At 71.7% G+C, this 20,713-nt stretch carries 24 protein-coding genes; 21 read left to right on the plus strand and 3 right to left on the minus strand.

Features of this window, described 5'->3' with window-relative positions:
* Positions 1 to 227 precede the first annotated feature (227 nt).
* Genes AB0J74_RS25910 through AB0J74_RS25920 form a run of 3 tightly spaced genes read right to left on the minus strand, consistent with a single transcriptional unit; the run spans position 228 to position 3,446 of the window.
* On the minus strand, positions 228 to 1,310 hold the full coding sequence (locus AB0J74_RS25910; protein WP_363452252.1) for an alcohol dehydrogenase catalytic domain-containing protein: 1,083 nt from the start codon (positions 1,308 to 1,310) through the stop codon (positions 228 to 230).
* Entirely contained in the window at positions 1,307 to 2,758 is a 1,452-nt protein-coding gene (locus tag AB0J74_RS25915; protein WP_363452254.1) for an aldehyde dehydrogenase family protein, read from the minus strand. The genes AB0J74_RS25910 and AB0J74_RS25915 overlap by 4 nt, the downstream gene beginning before the upstream one ends.
* 4 nt (positions 2,759 to 2,762) lie before the next feature.
* The gene (locus AB0J74_RS25920) at positions 2,763 to 3,446 is read right to left on the minus strand and encodes a TetR family transcriptional regulator (RefSeq protein WP_363452256.1); all 684 of its coding nucleotides are present in this window, start codon (positions 3,444 to 3,446) and stop codon (positions 2,763 to 2,765) included.
* An 81-nt stretch (positions 3,447 to 3,527) separates the two neighbouring features.
* Between AB0J74_RS25920 and AB0J74_RS25925 the strand changes: the two genes are divergently transcribed.
* From AB0J74_RS25925 to AB0J74_RS26025, 21 genes are all read left to right on the plus strand, one after another.
* Positions 3,528 to 4,676, plus strand: coding sequence for an acyl-CoA dehydrogenase family protein (locus tag AB0J74_RS25925; RefSeq protein WP_363452258.1), 1,149 nt, complete (start codon positions 3,528 to 3,530; stop codon positions 4,674 to 4,676).
* A gap of 24 nt (positions 4,677 to 4,700) precedes the next feature.
* The gene (locus tag AB0J74_RS25930; RefSeq protein ID WP_363452260.1) at positions 4,701 to 5,885 is read left to right on the plus strand and encodes an acetyl-CoA C-acyltransferase; all 1,185 of its coding nucleotides are present in this window, start codon (positions 4,701 to 4,703) and stop codon (positions 5,883 to 5,885) included.
* A gap of 29 nt (positions 5,886 to 5,914) precedes the next feature.
* On the plus strand, positions 5,915 to 6,676 hold the full coding sequence (gene fabG, locus AB0J74_RS25935) for a 3-oxoacyl-ACP reductase FabG (RefSeq protein WP_363452262.1): 762 nt from the start codon (positions 5,915 to 5,917) through the stop codon (positions 6,674 to 6,676).
* Positions 6,677 to 6,701: 25 nt separating this feature from the next.
* Positions 6,702 to 7,874: an acyl-CoA dehydrogenase family protein gene (locus AB0J74_RS25940; RefSeq protein ID WP_363452264.1), complete on the plus strand. Its 1,173-nt coding sequence runs from the start codon at positions 6,702 to 6,704 to the stop codon at positions 7,872 to 7,874.
* The gene (locus AB0J74_RS25945) at positions 7,871 to 8,326 is read left to right on the plus strand and encodes a MaoC family dehydratase (protein ID WP_363452266.1); all 456 of its coding nucleotides are present in this window, start codon (positions 7,871 to 7,873) and stop codon (positions 8,324 to 8,326) included. Before AB0J74_RS25940 ends, AB0J74_RS25945 begins: the two co-directional genes overlap by 4 nt.
* Positions 8,327 to 8,440: 114 nt before the next feature.
* On the plus strand, positions 8,441 to 9,841 hold the full coding sequence (gene sthA, locus AB0J74_RS25950; RefSeq protein ID WP_363452269.1) for a Si-specific NAD(P)(+) transhydrogenase: 1,401 nt from the start codon (positions 8,441 to 8,443) through the stop codon (positions 9,839 to 9,841).
* Positions 9,842 to 10,988: 1,147 nt separating this feature from the next.
* Entirely contained in the window at positions 10,989 to 11,588 is a 600-nt protein-coding gene (locus tag AB0J74_RS25955) for a sulfite oxidase-like oxidoreductase (protein ID WP_363452271.1), read from the plus strand.
* Positions 11,558 to 12,325, plus strand: a complete 768-nt coding sequence (locus tag AB0J74_RS25960; protein ID WP_363452274.1) for a ferredoxin reductase — start codon at positions 11,558 to 11,560, stop codon at positions 12,323 to 12,325. Before AB0J74_RS25955 ends, AB0J74_RS25960 begins: the two co-directional genes overlap by 31 nt.
* Before the next feature lie 50 nt (positions 12,326 to 12,375).
* Entirely contained in the window at positions 12,376 to 12,657 is a 282-nt protein-coding gene (locus AB0J74_RS25965) for a DUF6510 family protein (RefSeq protein WP_363452277.1), read from the plus strand.
* A gap of 25 nt (positions 12,658 to 12,682) precedes the next feature.
* Positions 12,683 to 13,015 carry a type II toxin-antitoxin system PemK/MazF family toxin gene (locus tag AB0J74_RS25970; protein WP_363452278.1) on the plus strand — a complete coding sequence of 111 codons (333 nt, stop codon included), beginning with the start codon at positions 12,683 to 12,685 and terminating at the stop codon, positions 13,013 to 13,015.
* Positions 13,016 to 13,099: 84 nt separating this feature from the next.
* Complete coding sequence (locus AB0J74_RS25975; RefSeq protein ID WP_363452279.1) at positions 13,100 to 13,867, plus strand: alpha/beta hydrolase; 768 nt, start codon at positions 13,100 to 13,102, stop codon at positions 13,865 to 13,867.
* A 168-nt stretch (positions 13,868 to 14,035) separates the two neighbouring features.
* Entirely contained in the window at positions 14,036 to 14,626 is a 591-nt protein-coding gene (locus AB0J74_RS25980) for a CDP-alcohol phosphatidyltransferase family protein (RefSeq protein ID WP_363452281.1), read from the plus strand.
* Between the two features lie 50 nt (positions 14,627 to 14,676).
* A complete protein-coding gene (locus AB0J74_RS25985) occupies positions 14,677 to 15,531 on the plus strand; it encodes a DUF881 domain-containing protein (RefSeq protein ID WP_363452702.1) in 855 nt (284 codons plus the stop codon).
* Positions 15,532 to 15,864: a small basic family protein gene (locus AB0J74_RS25990; protein WP_116072392.1), complete on the plus strand. Its 333-nt coding sequence runs from the start codon at positions 15,532 to 15,534 to the stop codon at positions 15,862 to 15,864.
* Positions 15,865 to 16,369: 505 nt separating this feature from the next.
* Positions 16,370 to 17,170, plus strand: a complete 801-nt coding sequence (locus tag AB0J74_RS25995; RefSeq protein WP_363452704.1) for a DUF881 domain-containing protein — start codon at positions 16,370 to 16,372, stop codon at positions 17,168 to 17,170.
* A gap of 21 nt (positions 17,171 to 17,191) precedes the next feature.
* Complete coding sequence (gene gcvH / locus AB0J74_RS26000) at positions 17,192 to 17,569, plus strand: glycine cleavage system protein GcvH (RefSeq protein ID WP_363452284.1); 378 nt, start codon at positions 17,192 to 17,194, stop codon at positions 17,567 to 17,569.
* Positions 17,570 to 17,727: 158 nt separating this feature from the next.
* Positions 17,728 to 18,180 (plus strand): FHA domain-containing protein, encoded by a 453-nt coding sequence (locus AB0J74_RS26005; protein ID WP_089243529.1) that lies wholly within the window; start codon positions 17,728 to 17,730, stop codon positions 18,178 to 18,180.
* 72 nt (positions 18,181 to 18,252) lie between these two features.
* The gene (locus tag AB0J74_RS26010; protein WP_363452286.1) at positions 18,253 to 18,924 is read left to right on the plus strand and encodes a MerR family transcriptional regulator; all 672 of its coding nucleotides are present in this window, start codon (positions 18,253 to 18,255) and stop codon (positions 18,922 to 18,924) included.
* Between the two features lie 165 nt (positions 18,925 to 19,089).
* Positions 19,090 to 19,557 (plus strand): bifunctional nuclease family protein, encoded by a 468-nt coding sequence (locus AB0J74_RS26015; RefSeq protein ID WP_363452288.1) that lies wholly within the window; start codon positions 19,090 to 19,092, stop codon positions 19,555 to 19,557.
* Between the two features lie 161 nt (positions 19,558 to 19,718).
* Positions 19,719 to 20,294 carry a MerR family transcriptional regulator gene (locus tag AB0J74_RS26020; RefSeq protein WP_363452290.1) on the plus strand — a complete coding sequence of 192 codons (576 nt, stop codon included), beginning with the start codon at positions 19,719 to 19,721 and terminating at the stop codon, positions 20,292 to 20,294.
* A 54-nt stretch (positions 20,295 to 20,348) separates the two neighbouring features.
* Positions 20,349 to 20,705: a metalloregulator ArsR/SmtB family transcription factor gene (locus tag AB0J74_RS26025; RefSeq protein ID WP_363452292.1), complete on the plus strand. Its 357-nt coding sequence runs from the start codon at positions 20,349 to 20,351 to the stop codon at positions 20,703 to 20,705.
* Positions 20,706 to 20,713: the final 8 nt, after the last annotated feature.

Raw genomic sequence — 20,713 nt, forward strand, 5'->3', positions numbered from 1 at the left:
GCCGAGCGTGTGCGCCAGTCGCACGATGCCGTCGACCAGTGCCCGCTGCTGCGCCGACGTCGCGATCGTGCCGGTGAACAGCCGGTCGATCTTGACGCCCGGCTCGCGCCCCGCCGCGTGATGTCATGCCCATCCCGCCTACGCCGTGCGGTCCGCGATTGGCCGTACCGCTGGCCTGAACGCGCGATCTGCCGCCGCCCGACAGGCGGGCAGGCCGTTGGTTGAGGTCAGTCGAAGAGGACGACGGAGCGCGCGCCCTCGCCGCGGGACATGCGGGTGAAAGCGTCCGGGGCTGCCTCCAGCGGGATGCGGTCGGTGATCAGCGGTGTCAGGTCGAGCGAGCCGTCGCCGACAGCGGCGGCCAGCGCGGGCAGGTCCCGGTCCGGATCGGACGACCCGTAGACCGACGACCGCAGCGTGCGCGCGGAGTGGAAGATGTCGAGCGCGCCGAGGCTGACCAGGTCGTCGCGGGCGCCCATGCCGACCACCGTGACCTGGCCGCCGCGGCGGGTCGCGCGCCACGCGGCGCCGATCGTCGCGGAGCGGCCGACGCACTCGATCGCGTGGTCGGCGCCGCGGCCGCCGGTCAGGCCGCGGACCGCCTTGGGCATGCCGTCGTCGGAGACCAGGAAGTGACTGGCACCAGCGGCGAGTGCCAGGTCGCGCTTGGCCTCGCTCAGGTCGACGCCGATCACCGGGTCGGCGCCCGCCGCCCGCGCCGCGTTCAGGGTGGCCAGACCGACGCCGCCGAGGCCGATCACGACGACCGACTCGCCGGCGTGGACCGCGGCCGTGCGGTTGACGGCGCCGGTCGCCGTCAGGACCGCGCAGCCCAGCAGCGCGGCGACATCCGCTGGCAGGTCGGCGGGGACCGGGATGACCGCGTGGCTCGGGACGACGACCTCCTCGGCCAGCGCGCCGAGGCCGAGCGTCACGTGCGTCGCCTCGCCGGACGCCAGCCGGCCGCGCGGCGCCGACGGGCGACCGCCCTCGGCGCACAGCCACGGCTCGCCGTGGGTGCAGTGCCAGCATTCGCGGCATGGGGGCGCCCAGTTGAGGACCACCTGGTCGCCCACGTCGACGCGGCCGCCGGGGCCTTCCGGGCCTACTTCGACCACCACGCCGGCGGCCTCGTGGCCGAGGATCAGCGGGTAGGACGGCGCCAGCGTGCCATTGACCATCGACAGGTCGGAGTGGCAGACGCCGGCGGCCCGGATACGCACGCGCACCTCGCCCGGCCCGACCGGCGGCAACACCACGTCGGCGACGTGCGGCTGCTCCTTCGTAGCCGAAACGATCAATGCCTTCATCGTTGAATGGCCTTCGTCTCGAGGAACTCGGCCAGGCCGTGCGCGCCGAGCTCGCGGCCGACGCCGGACTGCTTGTAGCCGCCGAACGGAGCCCGTGGGTTGAACGCGCCGCCGTTGATGTCGACCGCACCGGTGCGCAGCCTGCGGGCGACCGCGAGGGCCCGCTCCTCGTCGCCGGACCAGACCGCGCCGGCAAGACCGTAGCGGGAGTTGTTGGCGATCTCGACCGCCTGGTCGTCGTCGGAGAACGGGATGATCGACAGGACCGGGCCGAAGATCTCCTCCTGGGCGATCGTGTCGTCGGGGTCGACGTCGGCGAAGACGGTCGGCGCGACGAAGAAGCCGCGGGCCGGCACCGCCGCGTCGGGACCGCCGGAGACCAGCCGGGCGCCGTCGGCCAGGCCCTTGTCGATGTAGGTGCGGACCCGGTCGCGCTGGCGCTCGGACACCAGCGGGCCGAGCCGGGTGGCCGGGTCGAACGGATCGCCGGTCACGTAGCCCGACGACGCCGCCGCGGCCAGTTCGACGGCCTCCTCGTAGAGGGAGCGGTGGACGAGCATGCGGGTCCACGCCGTGCAGGTCTGGCCGGCGTTGAGGAACGCGTTGCCGACGCCGACCTTGACCGCCTTGGCCAGATCGGCGTCGGGCAGGATCACGTTGGCCGACTTGCCGCCCAGCTCCAGCGTCACGCGGGCGATGCGGTCGGCGGCCATCCGGGTGATCGCCGCGCCCGTGGCCGCCGAGCCGGTGAACGAGACGACGTCGACGTCGGGGTGTGCGGCCAGGGCCGACCCGGCGACCGGACCCGAACCGGTGACCAGGTTGACCACGCCGTGCGGCAGGCCGGCCTCGTCGATCGCGTCGAACAGCAGGTAGGCCGTCAGCGGCGTCAACTCGGCCGGCTTGAGCACCACCGTGCAGCCGGCGGCGAGTGCGGCGCCGACCTTGGCGACCACCTGGTGCAGCGGGTAGTTCCACGGCGTGATCGCGCCGACCACGCCCGCCGGCTCGCGGAAGACCAGCGAGTTGCCGATCGTCTCCGGCTCGATCGGCTCGCGGGCCAGTGCCGCGTAGTCGCGCAGCACGAACTGCGGCAAGCCGGCCTGCACCCGCTGAGAGACCTTGAACGGGGTGCCGACCTCGATGGAGACGGTCGCGGCGATCTGCCCGGCCCGCGCGGTGAGTGCCGCGAGCAGCCGGTCGAGGTGGTCGGCGCGGGCGGCGGGGGACAGCCCGGCCCACCGGCCGAACGCGGCCCGCGCGGCGGCCACCGCGCGGTCGACGTCGGCGCTGCCGGCGGCCGGGACGTGCGCGACGACCTCTTCGGTCGCCGGGTCCTGCACCGGCATCGGGAGGGCGTCGAGTGGCGTCACCCAGTCGCCGTCGATGTAGAGACGGTCGCGGTCGGCCACCTTCGCGGCGGCCCGGCCGGCGTCGGTCTGGTCCATGCGTTTACCTCCCGGTGGGGGCGGAGCGGGCAGTGCCGTGGAATCGGTGCGGCGCGTCACCGACCACCTCTTCATACGTGATCCGGAGGCCCTTGATGACGGCTTCCAGCCCAAGCTCGAAGGCGCCCTCGTCGACCTCGCGCTGATGGGCGGCGAGCCGGTGGGCCTGCCCGAGGTGGGGGTAGTCGGACGACACGTAGATCGCCGGGTCGGAGGCGAAGCCGCGGGCGAACGAGCCGAGCGCGGAACCGGCCACCAGGTAGCGCATCAGCGCGCCGATGTGGGTCGCGCGCGCCGGTGGCCAGCCGGCCCGCACGAGGCCGCCGTAGACCGCGTCGGCCATGGCCAGAGCGCGCGGTCGCCGGCCCGGACCGCGGGCGAGGTAGGGAACGATGTGCGGGTGCGCGGCCAGGGCGGCCCGGTAGGACCGGCCCCAGATGAGCAGCGCCTCGGGCCACTCGTGGGTGGCGAAACAACCGATGTCGACGTCGGCCGTGATCGCGTCGGCGACCGCGCCGAGGATCGCGTCCTTGTTGGGGAAGTGGTTGTAGAGCGACGGGCCGCGCACGCCCAGCTGCGCCGCGAGCCGCCGGGTCGACACCGCCTCGAGCCCTTCGGCGTCGATCAGCTCGGCCGCCGTGTCGACGATGCGCTGCCGGGTGAGCAGCGCCTGGCGCGGTCGGGGCATCGTCGGCACTCCTCTCCGGTTGACGCACATCTCTTCGTGTCGGGGTGGACAAGCTAAAACTACCACCGTTAGTTTATCTGCGTGGACCTCATCCTGTCACCGGAGCACGAAGCGAGTCGTTCGCTCGCCGCCGACTTCGTCGCGCGCGAGGTCACGCCGCACGCCGCCGAGTGGGACAGGCGCGAGGCGGTTGACCGTTCGATCGTCAAACGCCTCGGTGACCTGGGCTTCCTCGGTCTGACCATCCCGGAGGAGGCCGGTGGTTCCGGCGGCGACCACCTGACCTACTGCCTGGTGCTCGAAGAGCTCGGCCGGGGCGACTCCGCGGTGCGCGGCATCGTGTCGGTCTCGTTGGGCCTGGTCGCCAAGACGATCGCGGCACACGGGTCCGACAGCCAGCGCGCGACGTGGCTGCCCCGGCTGTGTTCCGGCGAAGCGCTGGGCTGCTTCGCGCTGACCGAGCCCGGCACCGGCTCCGACGCGGCCAACCTGACCACCAAGGCCGTCCGCGACGGCGACGACTGGCTGCTCAGCGGCTCCAAGATGTTCATCACCAACGGCACCTGGGCCGACGTCGCGCTGGTCTTCGCCCGCACCGGTGGGGCCGGTCCGCGCGGCGTCACCGCGTTCCTGGTCGAGACCGACACGCCAGGCCTGACCCGCCGCGAGGTGCGCGGCAAGCTGGGCCTGCGGGGCCAGGCAACGGCAGAGCTGACCTTTGACGGCGTACGCGTCGGCGACGCGGCGCGGCTCGGCGCCGAGGGCCACGGCTTCAAGATCGCTATGTCCACTCTCGACAAGGGCCGGATGTCGCTCGCGGCCGGCTGCGTCGGGCTCGCGCAGGCCTGCCTCGACGCGTCGGTGCGTTATGCCGGCGAGCGCACCCAGTTCGGCAAGCCGATCGCCGGTCACCAACTCGTGCAGCGGCACCTGGCCCAGATCGCCGTCGACACGGCGGCCGCCCGGCTGCTCGTCTGGCGGGTCGCCGACCTGATCGACCGCGGCCAGCCGTTCGGCACCGAGGCGTCGATGGCCAAGCTGTTCGCCAGCGAGGCCGCGGTCCGCGCCGCCGAGAGCGCGGTCCAGGTGTTCGGCGGCTACGGCTACATCGACGAATACCCGGTCGGCAAATATCTGCGCGACGCCCGGGTCACCACGCTCTACGAGGGCACCAGCGAGATACAGCAACTCCTCATCGGGCGGGCGCTCACCGGCGTCGCCGCCTTCTGAGCCAGGAGAGGTCAGGCACACACGATGCGACCGGTCTACTTCGCCGCGGCACGGCGTACCCCCATCGGACGCCTCAAGGGCGCGCTGTCGGCGGTCCGCGCGGATGATCTCGCCGCGCGGGCGCTGTCGGGGGTCCTCGCCGACCTGCCCGGGCTCGACCCGGCGCGGGTCGACGACGTCTACTGGGGCGCGGCCAACCAGGCGGGCGAAGACAACCGCAACGTCGCCCGGATGGCGGTGCTGCTCGCGGGCTTGCCCGAGACGGTGCCGGGCGCGACGCTCAACCGGCTGTGCGCGTCCGGGATGGAGGCGGTGACCAGCGCCGCGCGGGCGATCGCCGCGGGTGACGCCGACATCGTGGTGGCCGGCGGGTCCGAGTCGATGAGCCGGGCGCCGTTCGTGCTGCCGCGGCCCGAGGAGGGGCTGCCGCGCGGCATGGAGATCGTCGACACGCGGCTCGGCTGGCGGCTGGTCAACCCGCGGATGCGTGACCTGCACGGTGTGCTGAGCATGGGCGAGACCGCGGAGGAGGTGGCCCGCCGCTACGACATCTCGCGGGAGCGGCAGGACGCGTTCGCGCTGCGCAGCCACCAGGCCGCCGCGGCGGCGACCGCGGCGGGCGACTTCGCGGCCGAGTTGCTGCCGGTGACCCGCCCCGACGGCGCCACGGTCGAGGTCGACGAGGGCATCCGGGCCGACACGACGCTGGCCAAGTTGGGCGCGCTCAAACCGGTGTTCCGGGCCGATGGCACGGTCACCGCCGGCAACTCGTCGCCGCTCAACGACGGGGCGGCCGCGCTGGTTCTGGTCAGCGAAGACGCGCTGGGCGAGCTGGGCGTCGAGCCGCTCGGCAGATGGGTCGGCGGTGCCAGCGCGGGCGTGCACCCCGACGTGATGGGCATCGGCCCCGTCCCGGCCACCCGCCGGGTCCTCGACCGGCGCGGCTGGAAGCTCGACGACATCGAGACCGCCGAGCTCAACGAGGCGTTCGCCGCCCAGACGCTCGCCGTGGTCGACGAGTTGGGCCTCGACGAGCAGCGGGTCAACCCGTCCGGCGGCGCGATCGCGATCGGTCACCCGCTGGGCTGCTCCGGCGCCCGCATCATCACCACGCTGCTGCACCGCATGCGCCGCACCGGCGCCCGGCGTGGCCTGGCCACCATGTGCGTCGGCGTCGGCCAGGGCACCGCGGTGCTCGTCGAACGCTGAACCAACAACCTGAGCAGGGAGATTTCCAGATGAGTGACAGGTTCGCCGATCGGGTCGCGATCGTGACCGGCGCGGCCCAGGGGATCGGCGCCGCCACAGCGCGCCGGCTGGCCAGCGAGGGTGCCCGGGTCGCGGTGGTCGACCTCGACGCCGACCGCAGCGCCGCGGCGGCCGACGAGATCAAGGCCGCCGGCGGCGTGGCCACGGCCTACGGCTGCGACGTGACCGACGCCGAGGCCGTCACCGCGATGGTCGACGCCGTCGTGGCCGAGCACGGCCGGCTCGACATCCTGATCAACAACGCCGGCATCACCCGCGACAACCTGCTGTTCAAGATGCCGGCCGCCGAGTGGGACGCCGTCATCACCACCAACCTGACCAGCATGTTCCTGTGCTGCCAGGCGGCGCAGAAGCCGATGGTGACGGCCCGCTACGGCAAGATCGTCAACCTGAGCAGCCGGTCGGCGCTTGGCAACCGGGGCCAGGTCAACTACGCCGCCGCGAAGGCGGGCGTGCAGGGCTTGACCGCGACGCTGGCGATCGAGCTCGGCCCGTTCAACATCAACGTCAACGCCGTCGCGCCCGGCTACATCGCCACCGCGATGACGGCCGCGACCGCGACCAGGGTCGGCGCCGCGCCCGAAGACCACCAGAAGATGGTGGCCGACAACACCCCGCTGCGCCGGGTCGGCCAGCCCGACGAGGTCGCCGCCGTCATCGCGTTCCTGGCCAGCGACGACGCGTCCTACGTCAGCGGCCAGACGCTCTACGTCAACGGCGGCGCCCGCTAACACCGCCGGTCTGGGGAGGACCATCGTGGACTTTTCGCTTGGTGACGAGGAGAAGGCGATCCGGGAGACCGCCCGAGCCTTCATCCGCAAAGAGGTCATGCCGCTCGAGCAGGAGGTGTTGCGCCGCGAACGCGCCCACGAGCCCGGGCTGCGCCTCGACGAGCTGCGCGAGCTGCAGGGCAAGGCACGGGCGTTCGGCTTCTGGGGTCTCGCGACCCCGGAGGCCTACGGCGGCATGGACCTGCCAGCCGTCATGCAGTCCCTGATCTGGACCGAGATCGGCCGCTCGTGGGTGCCGTTCCGGTTCGGCGGCGAGGCCGACAACATCCTGTTCTTCGCCAACGAGGAGCAGAAGGCCGAGTTCCTGCTGCCGACCATCGAGGGCGAGCGCATCTCGTGCTTCGCCATCACCGAGCCGGGCGCCGGCTCCGACGCGGCCAACATCCGGATGACCGCACGCCGCGACGGCGACGACTGGATCCTCGACGGCGAGAAGACCTTCATCACCAACGGCAACGACGCCGACTTCGCCATCGTGGTGGCGGTCTCCGATCCTGAGCGGGACGTCCGCAACGGCGGCAGCACGGCGTTCCTCGTCGACCGGTCGATGGGCTGGCGGTCGGAGTTCATCCCGACGATGGGCGAGGGCGGCCCCGCCTCCCTGGTCTTCGATTCGGTCCGTGTCCCGGCCCGCAACGTGCTCGGCGAGGTCGGCCAGGGCTTCGCGCTGGGCATGCAGTGGATCGGCAAGGGCCGCTACATCATCCCCTCCCACGCCATCGGCACCGCCGAGCGCGCCCTGCGGATGGCGATCGAGCACGCCAACACCCGCGAGACCTTCGGCCGCCCACTGTCGAGCAACCAGGCGATCCAGTGGATGATCGCCGACTCGGAGACCGAGCTCGAGGCCGCGCGGTGGCTCATCCTGCGGGCCGCGTGGACGGTCGACCAGGGCCTCGACGCGCGCCACGCGTCGTCGATGTCCAAGCTCTACGGCGCCCGCATGGTCAACGACGTCGTCGACCGCGTGCTCCAGATCCACGGCGGCATGGGCTACACCCGCGAGCTGCCGATCGAACGCTGGTACCGGCAGGTCCGCCTCCTGCGCATCTTCGAGGGCACCGACGAGATGCAACGCCTGATCATTTCCCGCGACCTGCTCCGCGGCTACACCGAGATCGGAGGACACCTGGCATGAAGCGCGAGTTCGCATCCGTCGAGGAGCTGACCGCCGCGGTCGGCGAAACCCTGGGGCCCGGCGAGTGGCACCCCATCGACCAGGCGAGGGTCAACCTCTTCGCCGACGCCACCGACGACCACCAGTGGATCCACGTCGACCCCGAACGCGCCGCGGCGGGCCCGTTCGGTGGCCCCGTGGCGCACGGCTTCCTGACCTTGTCGCTGCTGCCAGCACTGGTGGGAGCCCTTTACACGGTCAAGGGCACCCGGATGGGCGTCAACTACGGCCTCAACAAAGTCCGCTTCCCGGCCCCGGTCCGCGTCGGCACCTCGATCCGCGTCCGCGCCGAAATCGCCAGCGTCGACCCGGTCGCCGGTGGCGTCCAGCTGGTCGCCCGCGTCACGGTGGAGTCCGATGCGGGCGAGAAGCCGGTCTGCGTAGCCGAAACCGTCAGCCGCCTATACGTCTGATCGTCGACGCGCCGGGCCTCGCGCGCCGGAGAACGGGTCCGGCGTCAGCCGCCTGCTGTCCACGGGCGAAAATCGAGATCCCAAAACTTGACGTGAGACTGTCAGACTGGCCGCATGTACGACTTTGACGTGCTCGTGCTGGGGTCGGGGCCTGGCGGACAGAAGGCGGCGATCGCGGCGGCGAAGTTGGGCCGGCGGGTCGGGATAGTCGAACGCGACAACATGATCGGCGGGGTGTGCATCAACACCGGCACGATTCCGTCGAAAACGTTGCGGGAAGCGGTGCTCTATCTGACGGGGCTCAACCAACGGGAGATGTACGGGCAGAGCTACCGGCTCAAGGAAGACATCACCGTCGCGGATCTCGCGGCCCGCACGCAGCATGTCATCGGCCGTGAGGTCGACGTGATCCGCAACCAGCTCACCCGCAACCGGGTGTCGCTGCTGAGCGGCTTCGGCACGTTCGCCGACGCCAACACCCTGAACGTGACCGACGCCCGGGGCCGGGAGTCGCGGGCCAGCGCGGCCAAGGTCGTCATCGCCTCCGGCACCCGCCCGGCGCGGCCGTCGTCGGTCGACTTCGACGAGCGCACGATCATCGACTCCGACGGGATCATCAACCTGGAGCGGGTGCCTCGGTCCATGGTGGTCGTCGGCGCCGGGGTGATCGGCATCGAGTACGCGTCGATGTTCGCCGCGCTCGGCACCAAGGTCACGGTTGTCGAGCGCCGCGACCGGATGCTCGAGTTCTGCGACCTCGAGGTGATCGAGGCGTTGAAATACCACCTTCGCGACCTCGCGGTCACCTTCCGCTTCGGCGAGTCGGTCGCGTCCGTCGAGCGCTACGCCGAGGGTGCAATGGCCGTCCTGGAGAGCGGCAAGAAGATCGCCGCCGACACCGTGATGTATTCCGCCGGCCGCCAGGGCACCGCCCCCGACCTGGCACTCCAGGCCGCCGGCCTATCCGCCGACGCCCGCGGGCGCCTCGCGGTCGACGAAAACTTCCGGACCTCGGTGCCACACATCTACGCGGTCGGCGACGTGATCGGCTTCCCGGCCCTGGCCTCCACGTCGATGGAGCAGGGCCGTTTGGCGGCACACCACGCCTGCGACGAGCCGGTCCGCGCGATGCCCGCGCTGCAGCCGATCGGCATCTACACGATCCCCGAGATCAGCTTCATCGGCCGCACCGAAGACGACCTCACCGAAGCCAGGGTTCCCTTCGAAGTAGGCATCGCCCGCTACCGCGAGTTGGCGCGCGGCCAGATCATCGGCGACTCCTACGGCATGCTCAAGCTCCTCGTCGGCTCCGACGACGGCCGCCTCCTGGGCGTCCACATCTTCGGCACGGGCGCCACCGAACTCGTCCACATCGGCCAGGCCGTCATGGGCTGCAACGGCACGGTCGACTACCTCGTCGACGCGGTCTTCAACTACCCGACGCTGGCCGAGGCCTACAAGGTCGCCGCCCTGGACGCCATGAACAAGATGCGCCACCTCTCCCGCCTCCGCTGACCCAACCGGGCCCACCGAACCTGATCCCGCTCCCTCCGGCGCGGGTCATGCTCACTGCCGCACGTCTGCGCGGTCGCCGTCCGCTCGGCGTCACCGTTTCGGGCCCGTTGCCTCGGGGTTCCGGTCGCGCGGTGCCCGGCCGTGTCGGATGCCGCGACGGTCGTGGTTGTGGCCTCGGGGTGTGGGCGCCGTCTCCGTCCAGCTGACCTCAGGTTGCGGCGGTGGCTCGCTGTGAGGCGCCGTCGACATTGGCGTGCCGGCGTGCCGGGGTGCCGCGCACGACGCGAAGGCGGAATACCCCGCGCGGCCGTACTCGAAAGCCGCCACCTTGCCGCCGCCAGGCTCGGGCGCCGAGGTCGACTCCATCCTAGGACGCATTAGGGGAAGTGCCGCTACTCACGACTGAGCCCGGCCGAGTCGCCCGGGCCGGCCGTCGGGCGGCCGGCCCGAACCCCGCGGTGCCCACCGCGTGCCGGGGCCACGGAACGACGAGTCGGCCGTGGGCCGGATAAGCGGCAGCGCCCAATCCGCGAAGATTCGGCCGACGCGAGTCGGCCCACGGTCGGCGAAGCGGCGGCGCCCACCGCGCCGAGGCCACGGAACGACGAGTCGGCCGTGGGCCGGACAAGCGGCGGGGCCCACCCGGCGAAGAGGCCGCCGACGACACCGGCCGCGGGCGGGACTTGCGGCGGCGCTCACCTCCGCGCCGAGGCCGCGACGACGAGTCGGCAATGGGCGAGACAAGCGGCAGTGCCCACCCGGCGAAGAGGCCGCCGACGACATCGGCCGCAGGCCGGACGAGCGTCGGTCCCACCCCGCGAAAGGCCGCCGCCGCCGAGTCCGCCATGGGCGGAGACAAGCGGCGGCGCCCACGGCGCCGAGGCGGCCGGCGGCGTCGCCCGTGGGCGGGACAAACGGGAGTCGGACATCCCGGGGATAACCCTCAGCAGATGAGAGGCCTACCGGCTGGCTGGAGTCGGAGATGCGAGGGCGTGCGCCGGATCCAGGCCGAAGATTCGAGCGCGAGCCTCCGCGCGGCCAATGGCCATCGCGGTTGAGACCCGCCAAAGGGAGTTGGGCGGGAATTACCGGACCGGCTCGCCGTAGTTTGTGTCGCGGCGATCTCCAGGCTGGTATGACATTGGGGATGGGCATCGTTTCGCCGGGCTTCTTCGGCCGTCGGCGGTCGGGTGACGCCAAGTTGCCGCCAGGCCAATACCTGACTCATGACTTTCCGGTGCTGTCCGCCGGGCCGACCCCTCGGATTGACCTCGAGGGGTGGCAGTTCTACGTCTCCACCGAGACCGGGCAGCGGAAACAGTGGAGCTGGCAGGAGTTGACCTCGCTACCGGCCGACGACATCACCACCGATATCCACTGCGTGACCAAGTGGTCGAAGCTCGGTACGCACTGGAAGGGCGTGGCCGTCCAGACGTTGCTCGACGACGTCGAGACCGCCGCCGACTACGTGATGGCGCACTCCTACGGGGGCTACACCACCAACGTGCCGCTGGAGGACCTGCTCAACGGGCAGGCCTGGATCGCCTACGAGTACGACGGTGAGCCGCTCCAGCCGCAGCATGGCGGGCCCGCCCGGCTGCTGGTTCCACATCTCTACTTCTGGAAGTCCGCCAAGTGGGTGCACGGCCTCGAGCTGATGCTCGCCGACGAGCCGGGCTTCTGGGAGACCGCCGGCTACCACGATTACGGGGACCCATGGCGCGAGCAGCGGTACCAAGGCGACTGAGCACCAACCGGCTGGAGTGGCACGTCGCCACCCTGACCGGCTACCGGCGCGAGACCGACTCCGCGAGCACCTTGATCTTCCAGGTGCCCGACTGGCCCGGGCACCTGCCGGGGCAGCACGTCGACGTCAAGTTGACGGCCGAAGACGGCTACTCGACCGAGCGCTCCTACTCGATCGCCAACTCCGTCGACGGCAACCGGGTCGAGCTGACCGTGCAGCGGGTGCCCGACGGGGAGGTGTCCCCATATCTGCTCGAAGGTATGAACATCGGCGACCCGATCGAGATCCGCGGGCCGATCGGGGGCTGGTTCGTCTGGCGCGACACCGACACCGACCCGGTCGTCCTGATCGGCGGCGGCTCCGGCCTCGTGCCGCTGATGGCCATGATCCGGGCCCGGGCCGCGGCCGGCAGCCGGGTGCCGTTCCGGTTGATCTACTCGGTGCGCACGCCCGCCGACGCGATCTACGCCGACGAGCTCAGAACCAGGCTCAGAGACGACATGGGCCTTGACATCGCGTACGCGTACACGCGCGAAGCGCCGCCCGAATGGCGTGGCCAGGTCGGTCGCCTCGGGCTGGCCGCGGTCGCCACGCACAGCTGGCCGCCGGACCTGATGCCGGCGTGCTTCGTCTGCGGCCCGACCGGGTTCGTCGAGGCGGTGGCCAACATCCTGGTCGCGCAGGGCCACGCGGCGCGCAAGGTCAAAACCGAACGCTTCGGGCCCAGCGGGCCCTGAGGCGACTCAGCGGGCCCCTGAGAGACTCAACGGGCCCTAGGGAGACAGTGATGATCGACGACTACACCGACGGCAACGCCCTCGCCGGCCCGTTCATGGACATTTTCGCGGTCGACCTCTCGATGGCGCAGGGCACCTGCGCCCACTGCGGCACGCACGGGATGGTCGCCCAGATGCGCGTGTACGACCACGCGCCGGGCCTGGTCGTCCGCTGCCCGATTTGCGAGGAAGTCACCATGCGCCTCGTGCGTACCCCGGACCGGGCCTGGCTCGACATGCGCGGCGTGGTCGCGCTCGAAATACCGATGGCGGCGCGCACCGATCACGCGTGACGACCCGTACGATCGGCGGTGATTGGTGGGTGAGCACGCGTTGAAACAGGGCGAGGTGTGGACGATCGGCCAACGCGCCGATCTGCGCTACCGCGTGGTGGTCCTCTCCTCGGAAGCCCACAACGACCGCCCGGCCGCGGCCCCGTTCTGCGCGCCGGTCGTCCGGCAGCGCGGCAACGCCGAAGACCTGCCGCCGTTCGCCATCGCCCTGGCCGAGACCGACCCGATCTCCGGCGTCGTGGTGCTCAACCGCATGCGGCGGCTGCCGGCCTCGATCGGTGCCGAGCGGCTCGGCCTGCTCACCGGCGCCAGCATGGCCAAGATCTCGGCCAGCCTGCGCGAACTCTTCGATCTCTAGACGCGCCAGGGCCCGCCCCGAAAATCGGTGGACAGGCACGGTCTACTGGGCGCGGAAACCTGTCGCCGCTCGATCGAGGAGTGCATGAACACCGTTGTCGAAGGCTCCGGCCCGCCCGTCGTGCTCGTGCACAGCGGCGTCGCCGACCACCGCAGCTGGGACCTGGTTGCCGGCGGCCTGACCGCCACACACACCGTCATCCGCTACGACCTGCGCGGGTTCGGCGCCACGCCGCCGCCGACGGACGGCTTCCGGCACCGCGACGACCTGGCCGCGCTCCTCGACGGGCTGGGCATCGACCGGGCCGCGGTGGTCGGCAACTCGCTCGGCGGCTACGTCAGCCTGGAGTTCGCCACCCGCTGGCCCGATCGGGTCACCCACCTCGGCCTGCTCGCCGCCCCGGTCAGCGGCTGGGACTGGGGCCCCGAGGTCCGCGCCTACGGCGCCGCGGAGGGCGAGCTGCTGGAAGCCGGTGACATCGACGGGGCGCTCGCGCTCAACCTCGACATGTGGGTCCGGGGCCCGGTCCGCGAATGGTCGCCCGAGCTGCGGGCGATCGCCGACGAGATGGCACCGGCGACCCGGGTGGCACTGGCCAACCAGACCGTCACCGAGTCGTTCGAGTTGCCCGACGACACCGACCGGCCATCGACGCTGCTCCACCTGATCCAGGCTCCGACCCTGGTAGCGGTCGGTGACAGCGACGCACCCGGCTACGACATGATCGCCCGGATGCTGGCCGACGGCATCGCCGGCGCCAAGCTGGTCGAGCTGCCCGGCGCGGGCCACATCCTGCCGGCCGAGCGACCGAAAGAGATCACCACGGAGATCATCGAACTGCTGGCACGCTGAGCGCGGGCCCGGCCCGCTCGGCGTGTCATGACAGGGCCGATATAGTGGCACCGCCAATGATCAGGGGGTTGGTCCCGCGCGCCGTCCGTGTCCGTTCGCGGCCGCCGGTGGTGGGTGGCACCGCGCAGTCGGTGCCGGGGGAGGCCCGTCGCGCTGGAGGAGGCTGCGGTGTCGCGTACGCCTGCCGTGGCAGCTGACCGTGTTCTGACGCTGCCCAACCTGATCAGCTTCCTGCGGCTGCTCGGCGTCCCGGTCTTCATGTGGCTGATGCTCGGCCCGCACAACGACATCGCCGCCGTGGTCGTGCTGGCCGTCGGCGGCAGCAGCGACTGGATCGACGGCTGGGTCGCCCGCCGGCTCGGCCAGGTCAGCCGGCTCGGCGAGTTGCTCGACCCGCTCGCCGACCGGCTCTACATCCTGGCCGTGCTGGTCGCGTTCACGTACCGCGAGATCGTGCCCTGGGAGTTCACCGCCGCGCTGGTCGCCCGCGAGCTGATGATGGTCGTCTGCCTGGCCGTGCTGCGCCGCAACGGGTTCGGCCCGCCGCAGGTCCACTACCTCGGCAAGACCGCCACCTTCATCCTGCTCGCCGCCTTCCCGGTGCTGCTGCTGGCCCGGGCCGCGCCGCCGATCGAGACCGGCGCCGCCGCGATCGGCTGGGGGCTGGCCTGGTGGGGCATCATCCTCTACTGGATCGCCGGCTTCCTCTACGTCGGCCAGGCCGTCCGGGTGATCCGCGCCGGCCGGGAGCCGGCGTGACCGCACCGGAGCCGGCGGAGGAGCGGGGCCGGTCGGCCCAACGTCGCTGGATGTCGCCCGACTTCCTCTCCGAACTCTTCAGCAACCCCCTTGATCCGGGGTACGCGGACGCGGCCGCCCGACGCGCCAAGGAGGGCCCGCCGACCGGCTGGCGCTACGGCGCGCGCCGGGTCGCGGCGGTGGTCGTGGCCGGGCTGATCGGCCTGCTGTTCGCCGTCGCCTACCGGCAGACGGTCGCCGACGAACCGCGCCGCAGCCAGGCCCGGGCCGAGCTGGTCACCCAGATCAAGCAGCGCCAGCAGGCCACCGACAACCTGCGCGGCCAGGCCGACCAACTGCGCGACGAGGTGGCCCGCGAGCGCGACGCCGCCCTGGGCAGCGGCGAGGCGGCACAGCGCCGGGCCGTCGAGGCCGCGACCGGGCTGCGCCGGGTCACCGGCGACGGGCTGATCGTCCGGCTGGCCGACGCGCCCGACGCCGACGAGAAGGCCGACGAGAACGACCTCAACCGGATCTTCGACCGTGACCTGCAACTGGTCACCAACGCGCTCTGGGCCTCCGGCGCCGAGGCGATCGCGATCAACGACCAGCGGCTGACCGCGACCTCGACGATCCGCAAGGCCGGCGGCGCGATCCTGGTCGACTTCCGGCCGGTCACCAGCCCCTACGAGATCCGGGTGATCGGGCCCGGCGACCTCGAGGACAAGTTCGCCGACACCGCCGCGGCCGCGCTGATGCGCAGGGTCGCCGACAGCGAGCACATCGGCTTCGAGACCCACCGCCAGGACGACCTCAACCTGCCCGCGGCCACCGAGCCGCAGCTCAACTACGCGACCCGTCCGACGCCGGCCAGCGCCACCCCCACGCCCGGCGTCACCTCCCAGAGCCCGTCCGGAGGCGGCTAGATGATCCCCGTTCTCGCCCTCGTCGTGGGTGTCGTCCTCGGCATCGTGTTCGGCCCGACCGTGCCCGGTTGGCTCGAGCCCTACCTGCCGATCGCGGTGGTAGCGGCGCTCGACGCCGTGTTCGGCGGCGTCCGGGCCAAGCTCGACGGCATCTTCGACGACCAGCAGTTCGTCATCTCGTTCATCTCGAACGTGCTGGTCGCCGCGCTCATCGTCTACCTTGGCGACCAGCTCGGCGTGGGCGGGCAACTCTCCACCGGCGTGGTGGTCGTCCTCGGGGTCCGCATCTTCGGCAATGTGGCCGCCATCCGCCGACACCTGTTCCGGGCCTGATCGGGGAGGAGCGACGATGACCGACGACCCCCGCGACGGCGGCAGGCCCGCCGAGCCAACGAAGCCGGCCCGCCGGCCCAACCCGGGACGCCCGAACCCCAACCGGCCGGCGCCGACACCGGACCCAGGCCCGGACGAGGCGACGGTGCGCCTCTCCCCGGTCACCCCGAGCACAACCGGGGAGCCATCCCCGCAGAAACCGGAGCCAAGACCGGACCCGGCAGCATCGGAAGACCTGGCGCGGCCGGAAGACCTGGCGCGGCCGGAAGACCTGGCGCGGCCAGAACGCCAGGCGCGGCCGGAAGACTTGGCGCGGCCGGAAGACTTGGCGCGGCCGGAAGACCTGGCGCGGCCAGAACGCCAGGCGCAGCCGGAAGACCTGGCGCGGCCAGAACGCCAGGCGCAGCCGGAAGGTCCGGCCCGGCCGGAAGGCGTGGCGCGGCCGGAAGACGTGGAGACGACCCGGGAGGCGGCAGAGCGGGGCGCCGGCGAGGCGACCGTTGCCCTGCCCCGGCCCGAGCATTCCGAGGATGCCACCGTCACCCCGCCGCCCGTATCCGATGAAGGCGAACCCGGACCGGACGCGGACCCGGCGCCCGCGGGTCCGGCGCGCAAGCGGCGCGGCACCGCGGGTGTGGTGATTCTCGTGTTGCTCGCCCTGCTCGGCTTCACCCTCGCGGTGCAGTTGCGCGGCAAGTCGGTCGACTCCGACCTGGCCGCGATGCGCGAAGACGACCTGGTGCGGCTGCAGTCCGACCTGCAGGGGCAGGAAGACCGCCTGCAGCGCGAGATCGCGTCCCTCGAGGACAGCCAGCGTCAGCTCCAGTCCGGCGCGCAGGGCCGCCAGGCGGCGCTGGAGGAGGCCAGCAAGCGGGCCGACGAGCTGGCCATCCTGGCCGGCACCGCGGCGGCCCGCGGGCCGGGCCTGACCATCCGGTTCATCGCCGGGCCGAAGGCGATCGAGGCGTCCGACATCCTCAACGCGGTGCAGGAACTGCGCGGCGCCGACGCCGAGGCGATGCAGATCGCCGGCGTCGACGGCACCACCGTGCGGATCGTGGCGAGCACCTACTTCGTCGACGCCGACGGCGGTCTCGAGGTGTCCGGCAAGCGCCTGACCGGCCCTTACACGATCACCGTCATCGGCGATCCGCCGACGATGCGCACCGCCCTCAACATTCCGGACGGGCTGGTGCCGTCGATCAAAGGCGACGGCGGTAACGTGATCGTCGACGAGCACGACACGGTCGACGTCACGGCCATCGCCGAGCCTGTCAATCTCAAGCACGCCAAGCCGGTGAGCTGACCGACGACGAAGGAACCGATAGTGATTCCTGACGACCTGCGATACACCGCGGAGCACGAATGGGTACGCGGCGGCGACGGCCCCGCACGGGTGGGCATCACCCACTTCGCGCAGGACGCGCTCGGCGACATCGTCTACGTCCAGCTTCCGGAGCAGGGCGCGCAGGTTTCCGCGGGCGACTCGTTCGGGGAGGTCGAGTCCACCAAGAGCGTCTCGGAGATCTACGCTCCGATTTCCGGGACGGTGGTGGCACGCAACGAGAAGCTCGTCGACGAACCGGAGACGATCAACTCAGACCCATACGGCGCGGGCTGGCTGGTCGAGATCGAGCCGAGCGACCCGGCGGCCCTCGACAGCCTGTTGACCGCCGATGCGTACCGTCAGATCACCGAGGGTTGATCCAGCCCTTCGGAGCGTTCAGAAGTGCCCGCGCGTCTGGTTGACCCTGGATTTCGGGGCTGGCTAGGCTCGCGAGGTTGTTTTTGACTTGTTCAAGTTGCTGCCCAAAGGGGCCGGGGTGTCCGGCGCCGCTGCCGAAAGATCCGTGAGGTGGACCGATGACGCGCCCCGACGACGAGTTTCCCCCACTCGACGTCACGTCGACGCTCAACCTGGGCTCGCTCGACGAAGTGCTGGAGGGCCCAGACGCTGACGTCGTGCCCGGCCGCATGTCGGGCTCGCTGCCGCCGGGAATGGCCTTGCTGGTCGTCCGGCGCGGCCCCAACGCGGGCGCCCGGTTCCTGCTGGACCACGACGTGACCACGAGCGGCCGGCACCCCGACAGTGACATCTTCCTCGACGACGTGACGGTCTCCCGTCGCCACGCCGAGTTCCACCGCGACGGCGGCACCTTCACGGTGCGCGACGTGGGCAGCCTCAACGGCACCTACGTCAACCGCGAACGGGTCGAGGCGGCGACGCTCAGCAACGGCGACGAGGTGCAGATCGGCAAGTTCCGGCTCGTGTTCATCGCCGGACCCCGCCCTGACGAGGAGTCCGCGCGCGGCTGACGCGGGAGGCGACGCGTGACCGAACGTGCCCCGGGCGCGGCGGCCGGCGCCGACCCGCGCAGGTTACCGCGCATGAGCATCGGTGAGGTCCTGGCCGAACTGCGCCCGGAGTTCCCCGACACCACCATCTCCAAGCTGCGCTTCCTCGAGGCGGAGGGGCTGGTCGAACCACAACGCACGCCGGCCGGCTACCGCAAGTACAGCTGGCGCGACGTCGACCGGCTGCGCTTCGTGCTGACCGCGCAACGCGACCGCTACCTGCCGCTGCGGGTGATCCGCTCCGAGCTGGAGGCGTGGGAACGCGGCGACGACGTCGCGCCCCGCCGTCCCGTGCTGGTCGCCGTCCCCGACGAGCCGGCCGCGCCGCCGGCCGACGCGCTGGTCCAGCGGGCCGAGCTGATCGAGCGCACCGGCGTCGACCCGGCCAGCCTGGCCGAGCTGGAGGAGCTGGGGATGGTGACCCAGCGCACCCCCGGCTGGTACGACGCCGACGCGCTGGTGATCGCGGCCGCGGTCGCCGGCCTGGCGTCCTACGGGCTCCAGGTGCGCCACCTGCGCGGCTACAAGGCGGCCGCCGACCGTGATGTTGGCCTCTTCGCGCAGCTGGTCGGCCCGCTGGCCCGGCAGAACGACCCGGCCGCCCGGGCCCGGGCGGCCGCGGCCGCCCAGGAGCTGACCGGTCTGGCCCAGCAGCTGCGTGCCGCGCTCGTGCGGGCCGGTCTGCGCGACACCCTGGGTCGCTGACGCCGGGTCCCAGGCTGACGTCGACCGACCCAGATCACGTAGGCTCGAAGGCGGTTCCCCTCTCGGCACCGACCGCGCGTGCGGGACGCGCTCCGTCCGCGCGTGTACCGTGCAAGGAAGGGGCCGGCGACGGTGCTGGGATGACGACAACGACACGGAGGCGCGGTGCGTGAGCTGAGCGTGGTCGGGGTTCGGGTCGAGTTGCCCAGCAACCAGCCGATTGTGCTGCTCCGAGAGGTCGAAGGCGACCGCTACCTGCCGATCTGGATCGGTGCGGTGGAGGCCACGGCGATCGCCTACGAGCAGCAGGGCGTGAAGCCGGCCCGGCCGCTGACCCATGATCTTCTCCGCGACGTGCTGGCTGCCCTGAAGGCGCCGCTCAACGCCGTGGAGATCGTCGAGCTGAAGGAAAACGTCTTCTACGCGGATCTGCTGATCGGCGACAACAACCTGCGGGTCTCCGCCCGCCCGAGCGACTCGATCGCGCTGGCGCTGCGGGTCGGCGCGCCCATCCGCTGCGCCGAGCAGGTGCTCTCCGAGGCCGGCATCGTCATTCCTGACGAGCAGGAGGACGAGGTCGAGAAGTTCCGGGAGTTCCTCGAGCAGGTCCGCCCGGAAGACTTCGCGGGCTGAGCCACGCTCGGCCGCGAGCGCGCGGCGGGTGATGTCCTCAGATCGCGGCGTGTCGGCGCAAAGCCTGCGCCCTCCCGCTCAATGTGAGCTATAGGGTTGGCGCTGTTGACGGGTGCGCGTCCCGGCACGACGCGGCACCCCGCTGGCGGGGAGGTAGCCACATGCCCGACCCACGTGATCCTGATCCTGCGGGTAGATCCGACACCGACGCTCCGTCGGTCCCCACTGACGACGACTCCGTCGGCTACCGAGGCGTAACCGCCTGCCACGCGGTCGGCATCAGCTACCGCCAGCTCGACTACTGGGCCCGCACGGCACTGGTCGTGCCGAGTGTCCGCGACGCGTCCGGCTCCGGCACGCAGCGCCTCTACTCGTTCCGCGACCTGGTCGTCCTCAAGGTGGTCAAGCGCCTGCTCGACGCCGGCGTCTCGCTGCAGAACATCCGCAAGGCGATCGAGACGCTGCGCTCCCGCGGCGTCGACGACCTCGCCGGCATCACGCTGATCTCCGACGGCACCACGGTCTACGAGTGCCGGTCGCCGGAAGAGGTCGTCGACCTGCTCCAGGGCGGCCAGGGCGTGTTCGGCATCGCCATCGGCGGTGCGTTCAAGGAGATCCAGGGTTCGCTCTCGCACCTGCCCGCCGAGCCGGCCGAGCCGGCCCCGGCCGACGAGCCCGCGGACGAGCCGACCGGCGACGAACTCGCCGCCCGCCGGGCCCGCCGCCGCGCCGGCTGATCGCCAACGCTGAGCTCTTGCGCTAAGTATCGCTACCCCGCGATACTTAGCCTCATGGCACAGTATTCGGCCGGGCTCGACGACGTGTTCGTCGCGCTGGCCGACCCGACGCGACGCGGTGTGATCCGGCGCCTCGGTCGCGGTCCCACCAGCGTGGGTGACCTGGCCCGCGAGTTCCCGATGACGCTGCCGTCGTTCATGAAGCACGTGCGCACGCTGGAGTCGAGCGGGCTGATCAGCACGCTCAAGTCCGGCCGGGTGCGCACCTGCGTGCTCAACCGCGAGCGCCTCGCGGTGCTCGACGACTGGCTGGCCGAGCAGCGCCGCGTCTGGGAGGACCGCACCGACCGCCAGGAGAGCCTCGTCACCGGCGCCGAGGAGAACCAACCAGGAATCCCGACCTCGGCCTGACCCTGGCC

Source organism: Asanoa sp. NPDC049573, assembly GCF_040676615.1.
Lineage (GTDB): Bacteria > Actinomycetota > Actinomycetes > Mycobacteriales > Micromonosporaceae > Asanoa.